Raw genomic sequence first — 22285 nt, forward strand, 5'->3', positions numbered from 1 at the left:
TCTACTCCGCCGGCTGCGGTTCGGGGCCGGACGTAGACCAGTCGCCCGGCCTTGTCGCTGCGGCGCGGACGATCTTCGCAGGCGGCGGGGCCTCAGGATCGGTGCCAGCCTCCTCAGCGATCGCGGCTGCCCGCATCGCCTTGGCATTGCCGCGCCAGGAATCCCACATGCCGATGATGCCCTTGGGCAGGAACAGGGTGACGGCGACGAACAGGCCGCCCAACGCGAACAGCCAGAATTCCGGCAGCACGCCGGTGAACCAGGATTTGCCGGCATTGACGAGCAGCGCGCCGACGATCGGGCCAACGATGGTGCCGCGCCCGCCGACGGCGGCCCAGATCACCACTTCGATCGAGTTGGATGGTTCGAACTCGCCGGGATTGATGATGCCGACCTGCGGCACGTAAAGCGCGCCGGCAATGCCCGCCATGACAGCCGAGACGGTGAAGGCAAACAGTTTTACATTTTCCGCCCGCCAGCCGAGGAAGCGCGTGCGGCTTTCGGCATCGCGCACGGCCATCAAGAGCTTGCCGTATTTGGAGCCGACGATCGCCCAGGTGATGAAGACGGCGAGCGCCAGCATCACCGCGCTGGCGGCAAACAGTGCCGAGCGGGTGGCATCGGCCTGGACGTTGAAGCCCAGAATGTCCTTGAAATCGGTCAGGCCGTTGTTGCCGCCAAAACCCATATCGTTGCGGAAGAAGGCGAGCAGCAGCGCGTATGTCATCGCCTGGGTGATGATGGAGAGGTAGACGCCGGTGACGCGGCTGCGGAAGGCGAACCAGCCGAAGACGAAGGCTAGCAGGCCAGGCACCGACAGAACCATGACGGCGGCGAACCAGAAATGATCGAAGCCATACCAGAACCACGGCAATTCCTTGTAGTTCAGGAACACCATGAAATCGGGCAGGATCGGATTGCCGTAGACACCGCGAGAGCCGATCTGGCGCATCAGATACATGCCCATCGCATAGCCACCGAGCGCGAAGAAGGCGCCGTGACCGAGCGAGAGGATGCCGCAATAGCCCCAGACGAGATCGAGCGCCAAGGCAAGCAATGCGTAGCAGAGATATTTGCCGGTCAGCGCCACGATATAGGGCGGGATGTAGAAGGCGCTGGTCGGCGACACCGCAAGGTTGAGCAGCGGCACGATGATGGCGGCGGCCAACAGGATGAAGATGGTGATGGCGATGCGGCGGTCCGCGCCGGCAGCGAAGAAGCGTCCTGTGATCATGCTTCCACCGCCCTGCCCTTGAGCGCAAACAGGCCGCGCGGGCGTTTCTGGATGAACAGGATGATGAGGACCAGAACGACGATCTTGCCGAGCACGGCGCCGGCATAGGGCTCCAAAACCTTGTTGACGATGCCGAGAGAGAAGGCGCCGACCAGCGTGCCCCACAGATTGCCGACACCGCCGAAGACGACGACCATGAAACTGTCGATGATGTAGCCGCGGCCGAGATTGGGCGAGACATTGTCGATCTGGCTGAGCGCGACACCGGCGATGCCGGCAATGCCGGAGCCCAGCGCAAAGGTCAGCGCGTCGACCCAGGGCGTCCGAATACCCATCGAGGCGGCCATGCGCCGGTTGGCGGTGACGGCGCGCATCTGCAGGCCCCAGGGCGTGCGCTTCATGACATAGAGCAGCACACCGAAGACGGTGAGCGCGAAGACCAGAATCCACAGCCTGTTCCAGGTGATGGCGAGCTGGCCGACATCGAAGGAGCCCGACATCCAGGAGGGATTGCCGACCTCCTGGTTGGTCGGCCCGAAGATCGAGCGCACTGCCTGCTGCAGGACCAGCGAGACGCCCCAGGTCGCGAGCAGCGTTTCCAGCGGCCGGCCGTAGAGGAAGCGGATGACGCCGCGCTCGATGATCAGGCCGATAGAGGCGGCAACCAGGAAGGCGAGCGGCAACGCAATGACCAGCGACCAGTCGAACAGGCCGGGGAACGAGGTTCGGATCACCTGCTGCACGACGAAGGTGGTGTAGGCGCCGAGCATGACCATCTCGCCATGCGCCATGTTGATGACGCCCATGACGCCGAAGGTGATGGCAAGGCCGATGGCCGCCAGCAGCAGCACCGAGCCGAGCGATATGCCGTACCAGATGTTCTGACCGGCATCCCACAGCGCCAGGCTCGAATTGATGCTGGCGATCGCAGCGCTCGCCGCGTCCTTGAGCGCGCCTTGCGCGTTGGCCTCGACCGACGTGAGCAGCGACAGCGCGTTGCGGTCGCCGCGCGCGCCGATGAGCGCAATGGCTGCAAGCTTGTCGGCCTCGGGCTTGTCGGAGACCAGAACCGACGCAGCGCGCGCCTGCTCGAACAGCGCCTTGACCTTGGCGTCGGTCTCGGCGGCAATGGCCGCGTCGAGCGGCTCGATGTTGGCGGCATCGGGCGTCTTGAACATTGTGTCGGCGGCAGCAATGCGGACAGCCGGATCTTTCGCACGCAACGTCAGCGTGCCCAGCGCATCGCGGATGACGCGGCGCAGCGTGTTGTTGACCTTGATCTTGGTGATATCGGCCTTGGCTGCCTCGCCGGCGCTCTCGCCGCTCAGCGGATCGAGCAGCGTGACACTGTCGCCCGCCTCATTGCCGACGAAGACGGCTGAATCGACTTTGCGGATGTAAAGATTACCTTCGGCAAGTGCAGCGAGCGGTCGTTCGACTGCGGGATCGCCGGTCGCCGCAAGCTCGCGCACCACGGCTTCGGTCGCCGAAAACCCTGAGCCGGTGGCGAATTTGGCGATGACGGCGCGCAGATCGGCTTCGGCTGCGTTCGACGGCAACAGACTTGCCATCAGGAACACCAGCATGAGGCCGAGAGCGCGCAACAGGATCATCCGTTCAGGTACTTTTCCGGAAGGTGGAATTTGGCGCCCGGGCGGGCTGAAGCGCCCGGACGCCTTGCGGTCTCTGGCCGTGGAACCGGCCAGTCCCGGGAGGGATCAGTTCGTGCCCTTGCCGCCACACCTGCCGGTGGCAACGTTGAAGTTGCCGCAGGACAGAGGCGCACGCCAATCCGAGATCAGATCCTTGGAGTCAGGCAGATAGTCGGACCACTCGTCGCCCATCACGAGGCCGGGCGTCTGCGACACGGTCTCGAACTGGCCGTCGGCCTGGATCTCGCCGATCAGCACCGGCTTGGTGATGTGGTGGTTCGGCATCATCGTCGAATAGCCGCCGGTCAGGTTCGGCACGGACACGCCGACCATGGCGTCGATGACCTTGTCCGGATCGGTGGTGCCGGCCTTCTCGACCGCCTTCACCCACATGTTGAAGCCGATATAGTGGGCTTCCATCGGGTCATTGGTGGTGCGCTTGTCGTTCTTGATGAACTTGTGCCAGTCAGCGATGAACTTCTTGTTTTCCGGCGTGTCGACGCTCTCGAAATAGTTCCAGGCGGCGAGATGGCCGACCAGCGGCGCGGTGTCGAGACCGGCCAGTTCTTCCTCGCCGACCGAAAAGGCCATGACCGGAATGTCCTCGGCCTTGATGCCCTGGTTGCCGAGCTCCTTGTAGAAGGGAACGTTGGCGTCGCCATTGACGGTCGAGACGACGGCGGTCTTCTTGCCGGCCGAACCGAACTTCTTGATCGCCGAGACTTCGGTCTGCCAGTCGGAGAAGCCGAATGGCGTGTAGTTGACCATGATGTCTTCGGCCGCGACGCCCTTGGCCTTCAGATAGGCCTCGAGGATCTTGTTGGTGGTGCGAGGATAGACATAGTCGGTGCCTTCCAGCACCCAGCGCTTCACCGAGCCGCCATCCTCACTCATGAGGTAGTCGACGGCGGGGATCGCCTGCTGGTTTGGTGCGGCGCCGGTGTAGAACACGTTGCGCTCGCTTTCCTCGCCCTCATACTGGACGGGATAGAACAGGATGTTGTCGAGCTCGGAAAACACCGGCAGCACCGATTTGCGCGACACCGAGGTCCAGCAGCCGAACACGGCGGCGACCTTGTCCTTGGAGATCAGCTCGCGTGCCTTTTCGGCGAACAGCGGCCAGTTGGACGCCGGATCGACGACGACCGCTTCCAGCTTCTTGCCGAGCAGGCCGCCCTTGGCGTTTTGCTCTTCGATGAGCATCAGCATGGCGTCTTTCAGCGTCGTCTCCGAAATCGCCATGGTCCCCGACAGCGAATGCAGAATGCCGACCTTGATCGTGTCTTCGGCGGCCTTGGCCGAAGACGACATCGACAGGCCGGCAGCGACCACGCCGGCCGAAAACATTTTTGTTATTGTCGCGAAATTACCCCTCATACCGAATACTCCCAAGCTGGTTGATTGCAGCGCAACCATGCAATGCAACAGCCGTGCCAAACGCAAATGCGGCTCTCGGAAATGGGGAATAATCTAACGTTATCAGCCGATTGTTATATTAGCCTAAAGAAATCAAAGGCAGCCGGTTAAAAATTGATTGAGGGAAATTTGCGCAGCGCACAAGGCTTTTGCCTAATTTTCGCCCAATTATGTCAAGTGCCTAGATTTTGAACTCAGCCAGGCACGCGGACGAACAATATTGCGGCACGGCGCAAAAATGGGGCAAGCTCACTCCGCAAACGAGTGACCCGATGACATCCCGCATCTCCTGCATTTCCGGCATCCTGCTGCTGATGGCAACGAGCGACGGCGCGCGCGCCGACTTCAGCGATGGCAAGCTGCCAGACGGCACCTATCACTGCGAAGTCTATCTGCTCGGCGCCTTCCTCAACCTCGGTGACATCACCATCAAGGGCAATGTCTATACCGGCCCGGTGACGTTCGGCACCGCGCGGCAAGGTTATAACTATCAGATGAACGCCAATGGCGAGATCACCTGGCTGGGACCGCTGGGCGGCTACACTACCGGCGGCAACTCCGTCTCGATGACGCAGGCGACGCTGGACGGCGAGACCACCCCGTCCTTCGACATCATCCTGAAGCAGCCCGACGGTGCCTTCACCGCCTCGACCTGCACCAAGGGCTGAGCCGAGCAAACCACTCTCGCCATCGCTTGCGCCAAAACCTTCCTCTCATGTCATCCGGATGTTGCCGAAGCAGACTAGGGCAGCGGTGCGCCGTAACATCCACCCTGAGAGGCAGACACCATGGCCAACGCACCGTCTTCATCCTCCCCCGTCATCCGCGACGTCATTGCCGAGCGCGTCTCGCGCCGGTCTCTTTTGAAAGGCAGCCTTGCCTCCGGCGCTTTGATTGCCGGCGGCAGCTTTGTCGGCTCCTTGTTTGCCGGCGAAACGCATGCCGCGGCAGCGCAGTCGACGCTCGGCTTTCCCGAGCTGAAGCGGGTCTACGACAAAACCCATGCCGCCGCTGAGGGCTATGAGACGACCATCGTCGCGCGCTGGGGCGACCCGCTTGCCGCAGGCCTCGCCGAGTTCGACGGCAACAAAGTCGCCGCCGACGAGCAGGAGAAACGCTTCGGTTACAATTGCGACTACATCGCCTTCATGCCGCTGCCCAAGGGCACGGTGAATTCCGACCACGGCCTGCTCTGCGTCAACAACGAATACATCTCGCCCAATGTGATGTTTCCCGGGATGACCGAGGACGATGCCGGCAAGACGATGACCAAGGAACAGGTCGATCTCGGCATGGCCGCGATGGGCCATTCGATCGTCGAAGTGCAGTTGAAGGACGGCAAGTGGGAGACCGTGGCCGACAGCCCGCTCAACCGCCGCATCACCGCCAACACCGAAATGACCGTTTCCGGGCCGGCCGCCGGCCATGCCTTGATGATGACTTCAGCCGACGCCACCGGCACCAAGGTGCTCGGCACCAGCTACAACTGCAGCGGCGGCTTCACCCCCTGGGGCACGGTGCTGACCTGCGAGGAAGGCGTGTCGGACATTTTCGGCGGCGACCCGAAGAAGGCGCCGACCGCCGAACTGCTCGACCGTTACGGCTTCGACGGCTCCGACATCTATGGCCGCGGCCGCTTCCACGACCGCTTCAACCTCGACAAGGAGCCGAACGAGGCCAACCGCTTCGACTGGGTGGTCGAGATCGACCCTTACGACCCGCAGTCCAAGCCGGTAAAGCGCACTGCACTCGGACGCATGTCGCATGAGGCGTCGACCGTGGTCCTCAACAAGGACGGCCGCGTCGTCGTCTATATGGGTGACGACGACTATTTCGAATACATGTACCGCTTCGTCTCGGCAAAAGCCTACGACAAGGCCAACCCGGCCTCAGGCGCCGATCTGCTCGACGAGGGCGTGCTGTCGGTCGCCCGCTTCGATGCCGACGGCTCGATGACATGGCTGCCGTTGGTGCATGGCCAGGGGAAGCTCACTGCCGAGAACGGTTTTGCCGACCAGGCCGAAGTGCTGTTGAAGACGCGTTTTGCGGCCGACGCGCTGGGCGCCACGCCGATGGACCGGCCCGAGGACATCGAGACCAATCCGGTGACCGGCCGCGTCTATGCGGTGATGACCAAGAACAAGAAGCGCGACCAGTCCAAGGTCAATCCGGCCAACACGCGGCCGGAAAACCTCTGGGGCCATATTGTCGAGCTGATCCCGCCCGGCGGCCGCGGCGCGGATGCCGACCACACGGCGGAAAAGTATGCCTGGGACCTGTTCGTGCTCTGTGGCAATCCCAGGGATGCCAAGGTCGGCGCGACCTTCCATCCCGATACGTCGGACAATGGCTGGTTCGTCTGCCCCGACAACATCACCTTCGATCCGGCCGGGCGGCTGTGGGTGGCGACCGACGGCGCCAATGATTTCGACCTGCCGGACGGCGTCTATGGCGTCGACACCGAGGGTGCCGCGCGCGGCCTGCCGAAACTGCTGTTCACTTGCCCGCATGGCGCGGAAGCAACCGGCCCGTGCTTCACGCCGGACGGCACCACGCTGTTCCTGTCGGTACAGCACCCTGCGGAAGACGCCGAGACGCTCGACAAGGTGCAGACGCTGTGGCCCGATTTCAAAGACGGCCAGTTGCCGCGGCCGTCCGTCGTCGCCATCCGCCGCAAGGACGGGCAGCCGGTCGGCGCCTAGTCAATCTCGGGAGATAAAAGTGCGGAACGCGCCCATGCGCGTTCCGCGTAGCGGTCCGGGAGGACGGCTCAGATCGTCTTGGCCGACATTTGCGACGCTATGTATTCGGCCTGGCGGATCGCCAGCGACACGATCGTCAGTGTCGGGTTTTCGGCCGCACCGGTGGTGAACTGGCTGCCGTCCGACACGAACAGGTTCTTGATGTCGTGCGCCTGGCCGTGCTGGTTGACGACGCCGTCTTCCGCCTTCTCGCTCATCCGGTTGGTGCCGAGATTGTGAGTCGAGGGATAGGGCGGCGTCGGGAACGAGCGCGTCGCGCCAACCGCATCGTAAAGCGCTGTGGCCTGCTTGTAGGCGTGGTTGCGCATCGCCGTGTCGTTGGGATGGTCATCGAAATGCACGTCGGCGATCGGCATGCCGTGCGCATCCTTCTCGTCCTTGTGCAGCGTGATGCGGTTTTCCTCGCGTGGCATGTCCTCGCCGACGATCCACAGGCCGGCCATGTGATCATAGTGGTCGAGCGCGGTGGTGAAGGAACGGCCCCATCCGCCGGGATTGAGGAAGGCAGCCATGAACGGCAGACCGAGCGACAGCGTCTCGAATTCGTAGCCGCCGACGAAACCGCGCGAGGGATCGTGGCGCGCCTCGTCGCGGATGATGCCGGCCATGGTGGTGCCGCGATACATGTGCACCGGCCTGTCGAAGATGGCGTAGACCGAGCCGGTGGTGTGGCGCATGTAGTTCTTGCCGACCTGTCCCGACGAATTGGCAAGCCCGTGGGGGAATTTCGCTGACTCGGAGTTCAGCAGCAGGCGCGGGCTTTCGATCGAATTGCCGGCGACGGCGACGATGCGGGCCTTCTGTTCCTGCAGCTTGCCGTCCTTGTCGGCATAGACGACGCCGGTCACCTTGCCTGAAGCGTCGTGGTTGATCTTGATCGCCATGGCATTCGGCCTGACTTCGAGATGACCTGTCGCCTCACCCTTGGGGATCTCGGTATAGAGCGTCGACCATTTGGCGCCCCATTTGCAGCCCTGGAAGCAGAAACCGGTCTGCTGGCAGGAGTTGCGGTCGTCGCGCTCGACCGAGTTGATGGCCATGTTACCGGTATGACATTCCTTGTAGCCGAGTTTGTCGGCGCCGGCCTTCAGCACCTTGAAATTGTTGTTGCCGGGCAGTCGCGGCCAGTTATTGGTGCCGGTGACACCCATCTTGGCTTCGGCCTTGGCGTAGTAGGGCTCCATCTCGGCCAGCGTGACCGGCCAATCCAGCAGGTTGGCGCCTTCCACCTTTCCATAGGTCGAGAGCGTCTTGAACTCATGCTCCTGGAAGCGCAGCGAGGCGCCGGCCCAGTGCGTGGTCGAGCCGCCGACCGATTTGACGATCCAGGCCGGCAAATTGGGGAAATCCTTCGACACCCGCCAGTCGCCGGACGTCGTGCGCTTGTCCGTCCAGGCAAGCTGGCTGAAGGAGCCCCACTCGTCGTTGATGAAATCCTCATATTCGTGGCGGGCGCCGGCCTCGAGGATGACGACATCGACGCCCTTCTGGGCGAGTTCGTTGCCGAGCGTGCCACCGCCGGCGCCGGAGCCGATGATGACGACGACATTGTCGTTCTTGAGATCAAATGAAGCTGCCATGGTTTCCTCCCATGAATTCCTGTTTGCGAGGGTCCAAAACGACAGGGGCTCTAGAGCCACTCGATGTCGTCGAAACCGCGCGCGATGTAGCCGCCCTTGGAGTAGGACTCGCCCTCGTAGCCGAAGATCGGCCACACCTCTTGCTGGTTGTAGAGGCTGACGACGAGGCCGCCGCGAATCGACTGGAAGAACGGCGTCGCCTCGATCTGCTGCAGCACGGCGACGCGCTGCTCCTCCCAGCCGAGGCCGCGATAGCCGCCCTCGCCCGACTTCTTGTCGAGGTCGGCAATGCCGTCTTCGATCATCGTCTTGTAGGCGGCGTCCTTGCCGGCCTGCTCGTCATGGCCCTTCACGGCGATAGCGTAGTATTTGTCGGGCACCTGATCGTGCGGATAGATGTCGCGCGCCATCTGGATCAGCGTCGCCATGGTTTCGGGCTTGAGCGCCGATGTCTCGAGCCCCCAGGCATTTTCGGGGCTGATGACGGCGCTGCCGGAGATGACGAGCAGCGCGCCGATGCCACCGCGCTTGAGAAGTTCACGACGTGAGAGCCCAGGCTTCCCGTCATAGATCGTGACCATTTGTTCCTCCCTGCTTGCTATTTGCGCCCTTGAAGAGCACCGTTGCTGGCGTCGCGCGGCTGAACGCGGCGGAATAATCCCCTACTGGAAGCGCCCTCCACGCTGCAGAACCTCGATCTTGTAGCCGTCGGGGTCCTCGATGAAGAAAAAGCGGGCGATGAGCGACCCATCGCGGTTGAACTCGACGATCTTCTTGGGGTTGAGGCCGAGCGCGCCGATGCGGTCGTGCTCGCTGTCGAGATCAGCGACCGAGACCGCCAGGTGACCGTAACCGTCACCAAGCGCATAAGGCTCGGTGCGGCCCTTGTTCACGGTGAGTTCGAGCTCGAACCCGGTTTCGGCGCTGGCGAGGTAAATCAGCGTGAATGTCTCGAAATCCAGCCTGTCGGCGATATCGAGCCCGAAAGCGTTTCTGTAGAAATCGACGGATCGGGCCTCCTCGAGGACCCGGATCATGGAATGGATCGCTTTCGCCAAATCAGTCTCCGTCGCTGCATGCTGGAGGCGATTATGGGCGGCATGCGCGAAAGGTGGTGGCAGCCGGTTACCACGGCTAATTTTGCAATCACTGCTATGCCCGGGGCCTAAAGACGAAAGTCCGATTGCCGTTTGCGGCTTTCCGGCAGAAAATGGCTCGCACAAATATATGCTTGAAGGCGCGACTCACTGCGCCCAAAACCAACAATATGGGAGGAAGGAATGTGCAGGGTTTTTGCCGGGCAGGATCCGGAAGGCTACCGACAGATCAACAGGTCGATACGCATCGACGGACACTCGACCAGCATCCAGCTTGAGGCGACATTCTGGGCATTGCTGGACGAGATTGCCGACAGCCAGGGCCTGACGACGCCGAAATTCATCTCGAAACTCTATGACGAGGCGATCGAGATCAACGGCGCCATTCCCAATTTCGCCTCGATGCTCCGCACCACCTGCGCGCTCTATCTGCGCGGTCACCGGCCTGACATGGATGAGCTGACGCCGAAGCGCCAAGCCGCCTGAAGCTGGAGCGGTTCATCGTTTCGCGGAAACGCCGAACCGCTCCAGGTTTTTGTTTGACGCAATTCCCTAGGGAAAGCGCAACGCGCTTTTCCCGGGAAAACCGTTTCACACTTTTCCTGGAATTGCTTATCCCTCGGCCGCAACCTCGAGCCCGAGCCGCGCCATGTCGGTGAACAAAGCCTGACGTTCGGAATAGGCGGTTAGCTCGTCGGTCACGATATTGTCGACGACGGTCAGCAGCGACAGCGCGCGGGCGCCGAAATGCGCCGCGAGGCGGTAGAGCGCGCTGGTTTCCATGTCGACGGCGAGCGCGCCAAGCGTCTGTGCTTCAGCGAATCGAGCGCGCCCTTCCGGGTGATAGAATACATCGCTGCAGATGGTCAGCCCTGCCTGATAGTCGATGCCGAGTTGAGCGGCGCAGGCCAATGCGTAGGCGTACAGGCCGGGATCGGGCCCGGCGGCAGCATCGTAGAGGCCGAAGACCTGGCCGCTTCGCTCGCTTTCGGCGCGCACCGATTGCGAGATCACCACGGAACGCAGCGGGACGTTGGGGGTCAGACCACCGCAGGTGCCGGTGCGGATCAGCGTTTTGACGCCGTGGAAATCCAGCAGCTCATGCACATAGACCAGGAAGGACGGGACACCGATACCGGTGGCCTGGATGCTGACGGGACGACCGCGATAGAGGCCGGTAAAGCCCAGCGCGCCCCGGCGACGGTTGACGCAGCGCGGCGCCTCCAGAAAAGTCTTCGCCATCCACTCGGCGCGCTGCGGATCGCCCGGCAACAGCACCGTTGCGGCATAGTCACCCTTGGCTGCCTCGTTGTGCGGCGTCACGACATGCTCCCCAAAACCCGCCGTTCGCCTGCAATCATGCCAGCGTCACGTCATTGCGCAAGCGGTGAATTAGGGAGATCTAAGATTCAAGCACGTCCTTGACGACAGTGGCCAGTTGTTTGAGCGAGAACGGCTTCGGCAGGAAGCCGAATTGCGCGTCGGGCGGCAGGTTCCGGGCGAAGGCATCTTCGGCATAGCCGGACACGAAGACAAACTTGATGTCGGGCTGGCGCTTGCGCAATTCGCCAAGCAGCGTCGGTCCGTCCATCTCCGGCATCACCACGTCAGACACGACGATATCGACCTTGCCGCCGAGCGCTTCGAAGACTTCCAGCGCCTCGACGCCAGAGGACGCCTCGTGCACGGTGTAGCCACGCGAGGTCAGCGCCCGCGAGCCGCCCATGCGCACGGCGTCCTCATCCTCGACCAGTAACACCGTGGCCGAGCCCGAGAGGTCCTTGCCGGGATCGGCGGCTTTCACCGGGGCTGCCGGCGCTTCGCCGACTTCACCCGGCTTCTTCGCCTCCGCTATATGGCGCGGCAGGAAGATGCGGAAGATCGAGCCCTTGCCGACTTCGGAATCGCAGAAGATGAAGCCGCCGGTCTGCTTGATGATGCCGTAGACCATCGACAGGCCAAGACCGGTGCCCTTGCCAACTTCCTTGGTGGTGAAGAACGGCTCGAAGATCTTCTTCAGCACGTCCGGCGCAATGCCGGAGCCGCTATCCTCGACCTCGACCACGACATAGTCGGCCGGGGTGAGTTCGCGGTAGGAAAAGCTCTTGCATTCTTCGGCGGTAACATTTCGGGTGCGCACGGTGAGATCGCCGCCGGCCGGCATGGCGTCGCGCGCATTGACCGCGAGATTGACCACCACCTGCTCGAACTGGCCGATGTCGACCTTGACCGGCCACAGGTCGCGGCCGTGGTCGACCTTCAGCTTGATGTCGTTACCGACCAGGCGGGCAAGCAGCATCCTGAGGTCGGCAAGCACGTCGGTCAGGTTCAGCACTTCCGGCCGCAGCGTCTGCTTGCGTGAGAAGGCGAGCAGTTGCCGCACCAGCGAGGCCGCCCGATTGGCGTTCTGCTTGATGTTCATGATGTCGGGGAAGGACGGGTCCGACGGCCGGTGATTGGTCAGCAGAAGGTCCGACGCCATGATGATGGCGGTCAGCACATTGTTGAAGTCGTGGGCGATGCCGCCGGCGAGCTGTCCCACAGCCTGCATTTTCTGGCTCTGCGCCATCTGGCCCTCGAGCGCCTTCTGCTCGGTGGTGTCGACGGCATAGACGATGGCCGATTCCTCAGCCCCCTCGCCGCCGGTGCCATCGGCGACCGCGTTGACGTAGAAGCGGATGTGGCGCTCCTCATTGCCGGGCAGCAGTGTGTCGATGGGCTCGATGTCGGCCTGCCTGAGCCGCGCCTTTTCGAAGGCGGCGGCAAAGGCCGGGCGGTCGCGCTCGTGGATGACCGTATCCAGCCGCACGCGGCGGTCGACGGCATCGCGATCGACGACGGAGGAAAACAGCGACAGGAACGGCGCGTTGGTGCGCAGGATGCGGCCGCTGGCGTCGACGCCGGCAATCGCCATCGGCGTCGAGTTGAAGAAGCGGGTGAAGCGCACTTCCGACGCGCGAAGGTCGGCGGACGCGTCCTCACCCTGGGTGCGGTTGAGCACGATGGTGCGGGTCGGGCCGTTGGTCCCCTCGCGGCTGGCCGAAACGCGGTGCATGAAGCGCACCGGCAGCGCCTCGCCGGTCGTCGTCGTCAGATCGAGATCGATGACCGCGTTGCGGGTGGTGCCGGGATCGGCCTTGACCGAGCGCACCAGCGCCATGCCGTCGCCGGCGACGATTTCCGGCAGGGTGACCGCGCCGGGCGTGAAGCTCGCGAGATCAATGCCCAGCCATTCGGCGAGCGTGGCGTTGATGTAGGTGACGCGGCCCTCCTGGTCGGCGGAGAAGAAGCCCGCTGGCGCGTGGTCGAGATGGTCGATGGCCTTCTGCAGGTCGAGGAAGAAACGCTCCTGCTCTGCCCGTTCCTGCGAGATATCGGCGAGCTGCCAGGCGAGCATGGGCAAACGTTGGCCGGGAACGCTGAAGGTGCGGGCCCGCGCGCGGTACCAGCGCGCGCCTGGCTCGGCGCCGGGTCGGATCGACTGCGCCAGCCGGAATTCGCCGTCGCCGGCCTGGCCGTCGCGCAGACCCGAGGCCAGCCGGTATATGGTCACCGAGGCTTCGGGAACATCGGAAAGCAGGCCTTCGACCGTCTTCAGGTCAGCTGCCGACGCGGCACCGGTCATCTCGGCATAGGCCCGATTGGCGTAGACGACGCGGCCCTTGGTGTCGGTGACGATCAGGCCCTGCGACATCGAATCGACGAAGGCCTTCGACAGTTCATCCCCGGTCGAACGCGGCGCGATCTGCACGAAGCCGATGGCCGTGGCGAACAGGAAGCCGACGCCGATCATGGCAAGCACGCCCAGCATGCCGAGCAGGAAGGGATCGCCAAGACGTTCGCGGAAAATGCCGAAAACGATCGCGGCCCCGGTCAGGACGATGATGAAGACGATGAGCCGGGTAACCGCGCCTGGCCGCGTGTTCTGGTCGACGATCGGTACCGGATAGAAATCGCCGCGCGTTTCCCTGGCCATATGCCCCCTGCTCGTGAGTTTGTCCGACATCGCCCCCGGCCGGTTGAATCACATTCTCCTAATCCGGAAAAGGCCTTGGCGGCAAATGTCTGATAAAAATGACGCGCCGGTGTTTCAAGCTGTTCATGAGGCGTGAAGGCAACTTGCGGTGCCCGGTCGCAACGGTCTAGTGTCGCTTCCACTTCAAAAACCGATTTGGGGGCACCGATGCAGTGGCTGGATAGCGTGGCGGGTCCTGGATATGCCGCAGCGCTGCTGTGGACGTTTGCCGCTCTAGTCCTGCTGGTCATCGTGCTTGTCATCATCAGGCTGGTCCGCAACCTGACTTTCGGCACCTTCGTTGCCGGCGGCAGGAACCGCAAGACGCGGCTGGCGGTCATGGACGCCACCGCGGTCGACAGCCACCGCCGGCTGGTGCTCATCCGGCGCGACGATATCGAACACCTGATTTTGATCGGCGGCCCGACCGACGTCGTCGTCGAGCGCGATATCAGGCTGGCGGCGCCACGCCGTCCGGCTTTGACCGGCGATGGCGGCGGTGGTGGCGTGCAGCAGCAGGCGCCGCGTCCGCGCGCAGCACAACCCTCCTCCGCCGCACCTGCAAGGCAGGCGCCACCGCCGCAACCGGTAAGGGCGGCCCCTGCCGCCGTTCCGCCACGCCAAGCAGCACTGGCGCCAAAACCAACCCAAACCTACCAGGCGAGCAATGTGACACCGCTGCCGGCTTATGGCGCGGCCGCCAACACCGCCCGGCAGGCCCCGCCGCCACCGAAGCGCGAGTCCATCGACGACACGCTGATGCGGGAACTTGAGGTCTCGCTCGATGATTCGCACGCCAGCAAGCCGGCGGCGAAAGCGCCGGCTTCACTCGATGACGAGATGACCAAGCTGCTCGGCGAACTCGCCAGTCAGAAGCGATAAATCCTACCGGAAACCGGCCGGTCCTGACCGGAGTGTGGATCTATACCATTCTTGCGTATGATCTCTTCGAACCGAGGCTTAGCGCGGCAAAAACCCGGAAGCTCCGCGCAAAAACAGAAATGGCCGGGAAACCCGGCCATTTCTAATGAAAAATTCTGCCTGATGGCTGCGGCTCAATCGTCGCGATAGACTTTCTCGCGGCGCTCGTGGCGCTCCTGCGCTTCGATCGACAGGGTCGCGATCGGGCGTGCGTCGAGACGCTTCAGCGCGATCGGTTCGCCGGTTTCCTCGCAATAGCCGTAAGTGCCTTCATCGATGCGCTGCAGCGCCGAATCGATCTTTGAAATGAGCTTGCGCTGGCGGTCGCGGGCGCGAAGTTCGATGGCGCGGTCGGTTTCAGAAGAAGCCCGATCGGCAAGATCGGGGTGGTTGGCGTTTTCCTGCTGCAGGATTTCGAGAGTTTCGCGCGCTTCGCGCAGTATGTCGTTCTTCCAAGTGACGAGCTTCAGGCGGAAGTATGATTTCTGCCGTTCGTTCATGAACGGCTCGTCTTCGGAGGGTACGTAATCGGCGGTAGAGATATCGTTCATTCGACTCACCCAACAACCCCAAATTTCGCGCTTATATATTCGCGCAGAGAAGGCTGCACAAGCGTAATCGGCGCGCGTTTCACGCAATTGTTAATGCCGTATGCAGCGACCGGCGGCAAAGCCTTCCACAGCAAGGGCGCGGGCGAATTCGCACATGATTCGTTGCGCTTGGGTGTCGCCGCCCATTGTGCGGCGGGCCGTTCTCGTGGCTAATCCAATTGTGTCATTTTGATAGGAAGCACACCATGGGGGTCCGGTGAGCAGACTGTATCTGTTGAGGCATGCCAAGGCTGGTTGGGCCCTGCCCGGCGTGCGCGACTTCGACCGCCCGCTCGACGCATCGGGCATTGCCGATGCCGAAATGATGGGGACGGCGATGCGTGCCCGCAACTACATTCCCGATATCACGCTCTGTTCCAACGCCAAGCGCGCGCGCCAGACGCTGGAGGGCATTGCCGGCCACACCGATACCGGCCGGGTGCTGTTCTTCGACACGCTCTACAGCGAGGATGCCGCCGGCTATCTCGCCATCATCCGTGGCAATGGCGGGCCGGGCTCGCTGCTGGTCATCGGCCACAATCCGATGACGGAAGACCTCGCCTTGGCGGTATCGGGCGACGGCGACGAAGCGGCGCGGGCCATCATGAACCATGGTTTCCCGACCTCCGGCCTGGCGGTCGTGCGCTTCGAGGGCACCCTCACCGAGGCCGCGCAAGGTGCCGGCTATCTCGAAGCCTTCCTGACGCCCGCCGATCTCTGAGCGGAGCCGGCCAGGTCCGGACGCCATTTCAAACTGCGGATGCAAAGCCTATATCGGGGCGGACCGAGGCCCGAGAGAACAGATTTTGGCATCATCGCTTACCACTTTCACAGACGAAGCGAGAATTGCCCTGGATACGCTGTCGGGGCGGGCCAGCGGGCTGTTTTCGCCATCGCTGCGGCTCGGCGTCACCGGCCTTTCCCGTGCCGGCAAGACAGTGTTCATCTCGGCTCTTGTCCACAATCTGATCCATGGTGGACGCCTGCCGCTGTTCGAGGCGCAGAAGTCCGGACGCATCGCGCGCGCCTTCCTCGAGGAACAGCCGGATGACGCCGTGCCGCGCTTCCAGTACGAGGACCATATCGCCGCCCTCGTCAACGATCGCGTCTGGCCGGACTCGACGCGCGCCATTTCCGAACTCAGGCTCACCATCGAATATGAATCGGCCTCCGGCTGGAACCGCATGTTTTCCAGCGGGCGGTTGTCGGTCGACATTGTCGACTACCCCGGCGAATGGCTGCTCGACCTGCCGCTGCTCGGCAAATCCTTCGCCGATTTCTCGCGCGAAGCCTTCGAAATGGCGATGCTGCCGGCGCGTCACGACCTGTCGCAGGACTGGCGGGCCCTGTCGGCAACGATCGACCCCAATGCCGACGCTGACGAAATGACGGCGCGCCGGCTGGCCGAAAGCTTTGCCGCTTATCTCAAGGCCTGCAAGCTCGACGAGCGGGCGCTCTCGACCTTGCCGCCCGGCCGTTTCCTCATGCCTGGCGACCTCGAGGGTTCGCCGGCGCTGACCTTCGCGCCCTTGCTGCTCCAAGGCGAGCGGCGGCCACGCTCCGGTTCGCTGCAGGCAATGATGGAGCGCCGCTACGAGGCCTACAAGACGCATGTGGTGAAGCCGTTCTTCCGCGAACACATCACCCGCCTCGACCGCCAGATCGTGCTGATCGACGCCATGCAGGCGCTGAACGCCGGCCCCGGCGCGATGGCCGACCTCGAACGCGCGGTGACCGAGATCCTCTCCTGTTTCCGCCCCGGCCGCGGCAATTTCCTCACCGATTTGTTTTCGCGCCGCATCGACCGCATCCTGGTCGCCGCGACCAAGGCCGACCATCTGCATCACGAAAGCCATGACCAGCTGCAGGCGATCGTGCGGCGGCTTGCCGACCGGGCCGTGGCGCGGGCGAATTTCACCGGCGCCGATGTCGACGTGGTCGCCATGGCGGCGGTGCGCGCGACACGCGAAGGCACGGTCAAGCAAGGTCGTGAAACGCTGCCGGTGATCATCGGTTCGCCGCTGAAGGGCGAGAGGATCAACGGCGAAACCTTCGACGGCAAAACCGAAACCGCCATATTTCCCGGTGACTTGCCGGAGAAAATTGAAGCGGTTTTCGATGTTTCGGAAGCCGACCACCGGCAGAGCAGCGACGATCCGGCGATCCGTTTCGTGCGCTTTCGGCCGCCAAAGCTTGAACGCACCGCCGAAGGCGTCACGCTGTCGTTGCCGCATATCAGGCTCGACCGCGCCTTGCAGTTCCTGATCGGAGACCATCTGGCATGACCGCGCCCCGCAGACCGGCAGCTTTCCGTATCGAGCCGGAGGCCGAACCGAAGCAGGCCCGCAGCCATGCCGAGCCGCTACCGACGCGCAAGCCGCGCGCCGTTGTCGTGCCGGCCGAAGTCGACGTCTTCGACGAGCCTGACATCGTCGCCGCCGAACCGCCGCCCGCGACCGCGCCGCGCAAGCGCTCACTGTTTGCCAGCCTGTTTTTCGGCGCGGTCGGCGTGCTGGTTTCGCTGGCCGTCGGCCTGTGGACCGACCAGCTCATTCGCGATCTGTTCGAGCGCGCGGAGTGGCTGGGCTGGTTGGCGGCTGCCATGGCCGCAATCGCCATGCTGGCGCTCGTGGTGGTGCTGGTGCGCGAATTCCTGGCCATCGCCCGGCTGGCCGAGGTCGAAAAGCTGCAAAAACGCGCTCTCGATGCCGTGGCGCGCGACGATCCGAAGGCCGCAAGGGCCGTCGTCGAAGAACTCTCGGCCTTTGTCGCGGCGAAACCAGAAACGGCGGCCGGCAGGCGATCGCTGGCCGAACTACGCGGCGAGATCATCGATGGCGGCAATCTGGTGCGGCTGGCCGAAACCGAGATTCTGGCGCCGCTCGACGCCAGGGCAAAGGTGATGATCCTGGAAGCGGCCAAGCGTGTGTCACTGGTGACGGCGGTCAGCCCGCGTGCCCTGGTCGACGTTGCCTATGTCGTCTTTGAGGCCGGGCGCCTCATTCGCCGCTTGTCCGAGCTTTACGGCGGCCGGCCCGGCACGCTCGGCTTCTTCCGGCTGGCGCGCAGCGTTCTCGCCCACCTGGCGGTGACCGGCTCGATCGCCGTCGGCGACAGCTTTGTCCAGCAGATCGTCGGCCATGGCCTTGCCGCGCGGCTTTCGGCGAAACTCGGCGAAGGTGTTGTCAACGGCATGATGACAGCGCGCATCGGCATCGCCGCCATGGAGACGGCGCGGCCCCTGCCCTTCATTGCCGCCAGGCGGCCGGGCATGGGCGATTTCCTGTCGGCGCTGACGTCGTTTGCGACCAAGAAAGACAGTGAAGCACCCGCTGCCGACAAGTGAAACGCCTACTCGCGGTCACCAAGCATTAACCAATCTTGTTCATGGTCGTCCAACAACAACCTCCTTGTTGCCGGGTGTCGTCTATGAAAAGCGTAATCTTGTCCTGCGTCCTGCCCCTGGTCGCGCTTGCTGCACCTCTGGGCCTGGCCGGGAAAGCCTCTGCAGCCGAACCCGACAAGCAGTTCTTCCGCACCGTCGAAGGCAAATGGGTCGGCCCGGGCGAGATCGTCGCCGGCAAATACAAGGGCACGAAATTCACCTGCAGCTTCGACGGCTCGACGCCTGACAACAAGACGGGCATGTCGCTCGACGGCGACTGCCGGGTCGGTGTCTTCACCCAGAAAATGTCAGCCACCGTCGAGCGCAACGGACGCGACTACAAGGGCAACTTCATGGGCGGCGCCGCGGGTTCGGGCCTCGACATCATCGGCGGCAATGTCGTCGATCCCCGCAAGGTGGTCTTCACCATCAACCGCAACCAGTTGCGCGGCGTCATGCAGGCCCGCATCCCCGACGACAATTCGATGACGGTGACCATCGCCGTCCGCGTCGACCAGCAACTGGTGCCGGTGATCGGCATGAGCCTCAAGCGCGTCGATGCCGTCGAAGTCGGCTCCATCGCCAAGAACTGAGTTCCGGTAGCGGCCAGCAAAAAAGGCGGTGGCTCCCCGAGCCACCGCCTTCTTCAATTCCCTAGAACGAAATCAGCCCTTGATGGCGGCCGTCAGTTCGTCATAGGCCTTGCAGGCTTCGTCCAGCGTCGTGGCGCCCTGGTACTTGGTCGTCACCGCCTGCACCTTGGCCGTCAGGTCAGCCGCCTTGGACGGATCCTTGGTGATCGCCTCCTGCAGCGCGGCGGTCATCTCCTGGGCCTTCTTGGCCGCAATCTCCTGCGTGCATTCAGGCGCCTTCGAACAGGCCGATGCGGCAAGCATGGCGACACCCACGCCAACGAGCAAAAACTTCTTCATGTCAGTCATCTCCTCACAAAGGCAGAACTTGATCGTCGCTGCCTTCAAATGGCCGAAGCCGAGCGTCCCTTAGCCGCCGATTGCGGCAAAACGCAACGCGTGTTCCGCATAAACTTTGTGTAACGCGGCTGCAACATCGCGGCGACCCGGAGTCAGGCCGTCTAATGCATGTCGCCCAAAAGTGCGCAGCGGTTTTGGGATAACGACATGCATAAAAACAAAAACCTAAAGCGCGTCGCACAGGGCCGTTCAGGCGCGACGCGCTTTAGGGCAGTTGAAGCAGGGTTCAGCTGCGAGGCTGTAGCAGCGCCAGCAAAGCTGTCGATGCGGCAAGGACGGCGGTGAGAGTCAAAGGCGCGGTGGCGCCATAGTTGTCCACGACATAGCCGCCGACAACCGCGCCGATGGTGATGGCAACCTGGAAAGAGACGACCATCAGGCTGCCCGCCGCTTCCAGTGCGTCAGGTGCCGCACGGGACAGATTGGTCGGCAGCACCACCGGCCCCATGCCGAAGGCCAAGCCCCAAAGCGTTACGAACGCGAAGGCAGCGCCGACGTGCACGCCCCAAAGCACCAATGCCAGCGCCGCAAACGCCATCAAGACGGCGGTGACCACGAGAGCCATGCGGATATTGGCGTCAGCCAAGCGGCCGCCGACAATGTTGCCGACCACGGCGGCGATGCCAAATCCAAGCAAGGCCAGGGCAATCGGCCCGGTTGCAAGCAGCGTCACGTGTTCGAGGAAGGGACGCACATAGACGGAGCCGGCGAAATGCCCGGTCATCAGCAAGACAATGGCAAGCATGCCGAGCTGAATGCCGCGCCGCCGTGTCAGCCGAAACACGTCGGCAAGGCTGTTGCTTGCGGTTGCAGGCAAGGTCGGCAGGCTGAGAAACTGCAGTAGCATGGCAACTAAGGCCAGCCCCGCTGTCATGGCCATGGCGCTGCGCCATCCCAACCAGTCGCTGATCAGCGCACCCATCGACGGCGCGGCAATGGTGGCGAGCGAGACGCCCAGGGTTACAATAGCCATGCCCCGACCTGTCGCATTGGCGCCGACCAGCCTCGCTACGACGGCAACCGAAAGGGCCCAGAAAGCGCTGAGCGCGATTCCCAGCCCGGCCCGGCCCAGCAACAGCAGCCAGAAATTGGGCGCCAGCGCTGCAAGAATATTGGAAGCGACCGCCAGGGCCATGAGGCCAACCAGCACCGTCTTGCGGTTCAACCGGCCGATGAGAACATTGCTCAGCATGGCCGTCACGGCGCCGACCGAAGCGGTGGCGGTAACGACCTGTCCGGCCGTTCCCTCGCTGATGCCGAGATCGCGCGCCATTGGCGTCAACAGACCTGCCGGCAGGAATTCGGCGGAGACCAGGGCAAAGCTGGTGGCCGCCAGTGAAATGACCGCGAACCAGGTGGTTGCGCTCCACGCGGTTGGCGCATCGGCGTCAAGGCCGATCGCGGCGTCTTCAAGCTGTAATGTTGTGTCAGTCACGGAAGGATCTCCAAAGTTTGGAGATCTTAGATAGGCGAGTCCGGTCGGATGATATGTACCTTAAAATCCGAAATTCATATCTATTCGTCCGGGAATTGTGCGGCGCACAACACCTGGCGAAACATTGGTGATGCGCTTGAACGCGCGAGCGAAGGATGCCTCGGAATCGTAGCCCAAACGGGTAGCGACTTCGGCAACCGACAAGCCGTTCTGGCCCAGCAACTCACGCGCAAGCTGCATACGCATGCGGGCGAGATAGTGTGCGGCACCCTCGCCCAAGACAGCGCTGAAGCGCTCGGCGAAAATCGAGCGCGATTGGCCTGCCACGGCGGCGAGGCTTCCCAGCGTCCAGTTGTGGCCGGGGTCCCGGTGCATGGCTGCCAGAGCCCGGCCGATATGGGGGTCGCGGATGGCTGCGAGCCAGCCGGTGGTCGAAGCGCCATTGCAGTTGACCCAGCAGCGGATGAGCCGGGCCGTCAGCAAGTCCGCCATACGTGACAGGATGGTGGCGCTGCCCATCTGCGGTTGCGCGGCCTCCACCGTCATCGCCGCCAGCAAAGGACCGACGACAGGGTCATTGCCGGCCACGTCGCAACCCTTGATGACAGGCGGCATCAACGTGATCAGCGGGTTGAGCGCACAGGAACCCAAGGCCATCGAGCCGCAGAAAAGGGTGCTCGTCGCGCCCGTTCCCTGCCGTACCACTTCGCAGACGTTGCCGCCGAACTTGATCACCTGGCAGCCCTCGAGTGAGTCGACCTCAACGTCCGGCGCGCTCGCCAGCCGATGGGCGATGCCTTGCGGCAGCAACACCAGATCGCCATCGCGCAACTCCTGCCAGCCTTGCGCTTCGGTATGAATCCAGCATGGCCCATGGCCGACAAAATGAAACCGAAGCAGCGGTTGCTGCGGAAAGTCTATGCTCCATGGATGCCGGAGCTCGCAGCGGCCATAGTTGACGCCGCTCATGCGAAAGTCCTGTAGGACTTCACTGAGCGCATCCATCGGGATATGGGACGGCGAAGACGGTCGGGACGAATGGTCAAGCATTAAGCTGATATAGATGCCGAACGTCCGGCAGGCAAGCGGCGACCATTGTTCCACCTGGGGAATCGCTGCAACGGCACCTACCCGTCCTGGCAGGCTTCCCACCCTTGCCTCTAGCTCCAACTGCATGCAAGGAGTGCTGCTGAACACAGGGACAAG

Annotated in this window: 20 protein-coding genes; 8 read left to right on the top strand and 12 right to left on the bottom strand. The window is 63.2% G+C overall.

The window, feature by feature from the left end:
- Nucleotide 1: 1 nt before the first annotated feature.
- From urtC to urtA, 3 genes are all read right to left on the bottom strand, one after another.
- Nucleotides 2-1234, bottom strand: coding sequence for an urea ABC transporter permease subunit UrtC (gene urtC, locus AC1D1N_RS14315; RefSeq protein ID WP_477349221.1), 1233 nt, complete (start codon nucleotides 1232-1234; stop codon nucleotides 2-4).
- A complete protein-coding gene (urtB, locus tag AC1D1N_RS14320; RefSeq protein ID WP_477340221.1) occupies nucleotides 1231-2847 on the bottom strand; it encodes an urea ABC transporter permease subunit UrtB in 1617 nt (538 codons plus the stop codon). Before urtB ends, urtC begins: the two co-directional genes overlap by 4 nt.
- Before the next feature lie 105 nt (nucleotides 2848-2952).
- Nucleotides 2953-4263 (bottom strand): urea ABC transporter substrate-binding protein, encoded by a 1311-nt coding sequence (urtA, locus tag AC1D1N_RS14325; RefSeq protein WP_477349223.1) that lies wholly within the window; start codon nucleotides 4261-4263, stop codon nucleotides 2953-2955.
- 311 nt (nucleotides 4264-4574) lie between these two features.
- On the opposite strand from urtA, the gene AC1D1N_RS14330 reads away from it, so the two are divergent.
- Both AC1D1N_RS14330 and AC1D1N_RS14335 read left to right on the top strand, forming a co-directional pair.
- Nucleotides 4575-4970, top strand: a complete 396-nt coding sequence (locus AC1D1N_RS14330; RefSeq protein WP_477340223.1) for a hypothetical protein — start codon at nucleotides 4575-4577, stop codon at nucleotides 4968-4970.
- A gap of 120 nt (nucleotides 4971-5090) precedes the next feature.
- Nucleotides 5091-7004, top strand: coding sequence for a PhoX family protein (locus tag AC1D1N_RS14335; RefSeq protein ID WP_477349225.1), 1914 nt, complete (start codon nucleotides 5091-5093; stop codon nucleotides 7002-7004).
- Nucleotides 7005-7072: 68 nt separating this feature from the next.
- Here AC1D1N_RS14335 and AC1D1N_RS14340 read toward each other — a convergent pair whose 3' ends face one another.
- From AC1D1N_RS14340 to AC1D1N_RS14350, 3 genes are all read right to left on the bottom strand, one after another.
- Nucleotides 7073-8644 carry a GMC family oxidoreductase gene (locus AC1D1N_RS14340; RefSeq protein WP_477349227.1) on the bottom strand — a complete coding sequence of 524 codons (1572 nt, stop codon included), beginning with the start codon at nucleotides 8642-8644 and terminating at the stop codon, nucleotides 7073-7075.
- Nucleotides 8645-8694: 50 nt separating this feature from the next.
- Nucleotides 8695-9225: a gluconate 2-dehydrogenase subunit 3 family protein gene (locus tag AC1D1N_RS14345; RefSeq protein ID WP_112561517.1), complete on the bottom strand. Its 531-nt coding sequence runs from the start codon at nucleotides 9223-9225 to the stop codon at nucleotides 8695-8697.
- Nucleotides 9226-9306: 81 nt separating this feature from the next.
- A complete protein-coding gene (locus tag AC1D1N_RS14350) occupies nucleotides 9307-9702 on the bottom strand; it encodes a VOC family protein (protein ID WP_477349229.1) in 396 nt (131 codons plus the stop codon).
- 222 nt (nucleotides 9703-9924) lie between these two features.
- Between AC1D1N_RS14350 and AC1D1N_RS14355 the strand changes: the two genes are divergently transcribed.
- Nucleotides 9925-10227, top strand: coding sequence for a ribbon-helix-helix domain-containing protein (locus AC1D1N_RS14355; RefSeq protein ID WP_112561515.1), 303 nt, complete (start codon nucleotides 9925-9927; stop codon nucleotides 10225-10227).
- A 126-nt stretch (nucleotides 10228-10353) separates the two neighbouring features.
- On the opposite strand, the gene AC1D1N_RS14360 is transcribed toward AC1D1N_RS14355, so the two are convergent.
- Both AC1D1N_RS14360 and cckA read right to left on the bottom strand, forming a co-directional pair.
- On the bottom strand, nucleotides 10354-11064 hold the full coding sequence (locus AC1D1N_RS14360; RefSeq protein ID WP_436259789.1) for a purine-nucleoside phosphorylase: 711 nt from the start codon (nucleotides 11062-11064) through the stop codon (nucleotides 10354-10356).
- Between the two features lie 79 nt (nucleotides 11065-11143).
- Nucleotides 11144-13717 (bottom strand): cell cycle histidine kinase CckA, encoded by a 2574-nt coding sequence (gene cckA / locus AC1D1N_RS14365; RefSeq protein ID WP_112561514.1) that lies wholly within the window; start codon nucleotides 13715-13717, stop codon nucleotides 11144-11146.
- A 207-nt stretch (nucleotides 13718-13924) separates the two neighbouring features.
- On the opposite strand from cckA, the gene AC1D1N_RS14370 reads away from it, so the two are divergent.
- Nucleotides 13925-14638, top strand: a complete 714-nt coding sequence (locus AC1D1N_RS14370; protein WP_477349232.1) for a hypothetical protein — start codon at nucleotides 13925-13927, stop codon at nucleotides 14636-14638.
- Nucleotides 14639-14811: 173 nt separating this feature from the next.
- Here the strand turns inward: AC1D1N_RS14370 and dksA are convergent, their stop codons facing one another.
- Complete coding sequence (gene dksA, locus AC1D1N_RS14375) at nucleotides 14812-15228, bottom strand: RNA polymerase-binding protein DksA (protein WP_112395407.1); 417 nt, start codon at nucleotides 15226-15228, stop codon at nucleotides 14812-14814.
- A 256-nt stretch (nucleotides 15229-15484) separates the two neighbouring features.
- Here dksA and AC1D1N_RS14380 point away from each other — a divergent pair, with 256 nt between their 5' ends.
- The 4 genes from AC1D1N_RS14380 (at nucleotide 15485) to AC1D1N_RS14395 (ending at nucleotide 19245) form a co-directional block, all read left to right on the top strand.
- Entirely contained in the window at nucleotides 15485-15988 is a 504-nt protein-coding gene (locus AC1D1N_RS14380) for a SixA phosphatase family protein (protein WP_436259786.1), read from the top strand.
- Between the two features lie 85 nt (nucleotides 15989-16073).
- Nucleotides 16074-17552, top strand: coding sequence for a YcjX family GTP-binding protein (locus AC1D1N_RS14385; RefSeq protein WP_477349234.1), 1479 nt, complete (start codon nucleotides 16074-16076; stop codon nucleotides 17550-17552).
- Entirely contained in the window at nucleotides 17549-18613 is a 1065-nt protein-coding gene (locus AC1D1N_RS14390) for a YcjF family protein (RefSeq protein WP_477349236.1), read from the top strand. The genes AC1D1N_RS14385 and AC1D1N_RS14390 overlap by 4 nt, the downstream gene beginning before the upstream one ends.
- Nucleotides 18614-18696: 83 nt before the next feature.
- On the top strand, nucleotides 18697-19245 hold the full coding sequence (locus tag AC1D1N_RS14395) for a hypothetical protein (protein WP_436259783.1): 549 nt from the start codon (nucleotides 18697-18699) through the stop codon (nucleotides 19243-19245).
- A 72-nt stretch (nucleotides 19246-19317) separates the two neighbouring features.
- On the opposite strand, the gene AC1D1N_RS14400 is transcribed toward AC1D1N_RS14395, so the two are convergent.
- From AC1D1N_RS14400 to AC1D1N_RS14410, 3 genes are all read right to left on the bottom strand, one after another.
- Nucleotides 19318-19584, bottom strand: a complete 267-nt coding sequence (locus tag AC1D1N_RS14400) for a hypothetical protein (protein WP_112561811.1) — start codon at nucleotides 19582-19584, stop codon at nucleotides 19318-19320.
- 286 nt (nucleotides 19585-19870) lie between these two features.
- Nucleotides 19871-21079 (bottom strand): MFS transporter, encoded by a 1209-nt coding sequence (locus AC1D1N_RS14405; protein WP_436259782.1) that lies wholly within the window; start codon nucleotides 21077-21079, stop codon nucleotides 19871-19873.
- A gap of 60 nt (nucleotides 21080-21139) precedes the next feature.
- Entirely contained in the window at nucleotides 21140-22129 is a 990-nt protein-coding gene (locus AC1D1N_RS14410) for an AraC family transcriptional regulator (protein WP_477349516.1), read from the bottom strand.
- Nucleotides 22130-22285 lie beyond the last annotated feature (156 nt).

This window comes from Mesorhizobium sp. P2_B5 (assembly GCF_056404775.1).

Excerpts from the sequence above, each read along its gene's own strand:
- AC1D1N_RS14390 (WP_477349236.1), top strand. The coding sequence starts at position 17,549 with ATGACCGCGCCCCGCAGACCGGCAGCTTTCCGTATCGAGCCGGAGGCC.
- cckA (WP_112561514.1), bottom strand. The coding sequence starts at position 13,717 with ATGGCCAGGGAAACGCGCGGCGATTTCTATCCGGTACCGATCGTCGAC.
- AC1D1N_RS14335 (WP_477349225.1), top strand. The coding sequence starts at position 5,091 with ATGGCCAACGCACCGTCTTCATCCTCCCCCGTCATCCGCGACGTCATT.
- AC1D1N_RS14345 (WP_112561517.1), bottom strand. The coding sequence starts at position 9,225 with ATGGTCACGATCTATGACGGGAAGCCTGGGCTCTCACGTCGTGAACTT.
- urtC (WP_477349221.1), bottom strand. The coding sequence starts at position 1,234 with ATGATCACAGGACGCTTCTTCGCTGCCGGCGCGGACCGCCGCATCGCC.
- AC1D1N_RS14370 (WP_477349232.1), top strand. The coding sequence starts at position 13,925 with ATGCAGTGGCTGGATAGCGTGGCGGGTCCTGGATATGCCGCAGCGCTG.
- dksA (WP_112395407.1), bottom strand. The coding sequence starts at position 15,228 with ATGAACGATATCTCTACCGCCGATTACGTACCCTCCGAAGACGAGCCG.
- urtB (WP_477340221.1), bottom strand. The coding sequence starts at position 2,847 with ATGATCCTGTTGCGCGCTCTCGGCCTCATGCTGGTGTTCCTGATGGCA.
- AC1D1N_RS14355 (WP_112561515.1), top strand. The coding sequence starts at position 9,925 with ATGTGCAGGGTTTTTGCCGGGCAGGATCCGGAAGGCTACCGACAGATC.
- AC1D1N_RS14395 (WP_436259783.1), top strand. The coding sequence starts at position 18,697 with ATGAAAAGCGTAATCTTGTCCTGCGTCCTGCCCCTGGTCGCGCTTGCT.
- AC1D1N_RS14410 (WP_477349516.1), bottom strand. The coding sequence starts at position 22,129 with ATGCTTGACCATTCGTCCCGACCGTCTTCGCCGTCCCATATCCCGATG.
- AC1D1N_RS14340 (WP_477349227.1), bottom strand. The coding sequence starts at position 8,644 with ATGGCAGCTTCATTTGATCTCAAGAACGACAATGTCGTCGTCATCATC.
- AC1D1N_RS14400 (WP_112561811.1), bottom strand. The coding sequence starts at position 19,584 with ATGAAGAAGTTTTTGCTCGTTGGCGTGGGTGTCGCCATGCTTGCCGCA.
- AC1D1N_RS14330 (WP_477340223.1), top strand. The coding sequence starts at position 4,575 with ATGACATCCCGCATCTCCTGCATTTCCGGCATCCTGCTGCTGATGGCA.
- urtA (WP_477349223.1), bottom strand. The coding sequence starts at position 4,263 with ATGAGGGGTAATTTCGCGACAATAACAAAAATGTTTTCGGCCGGCGTG.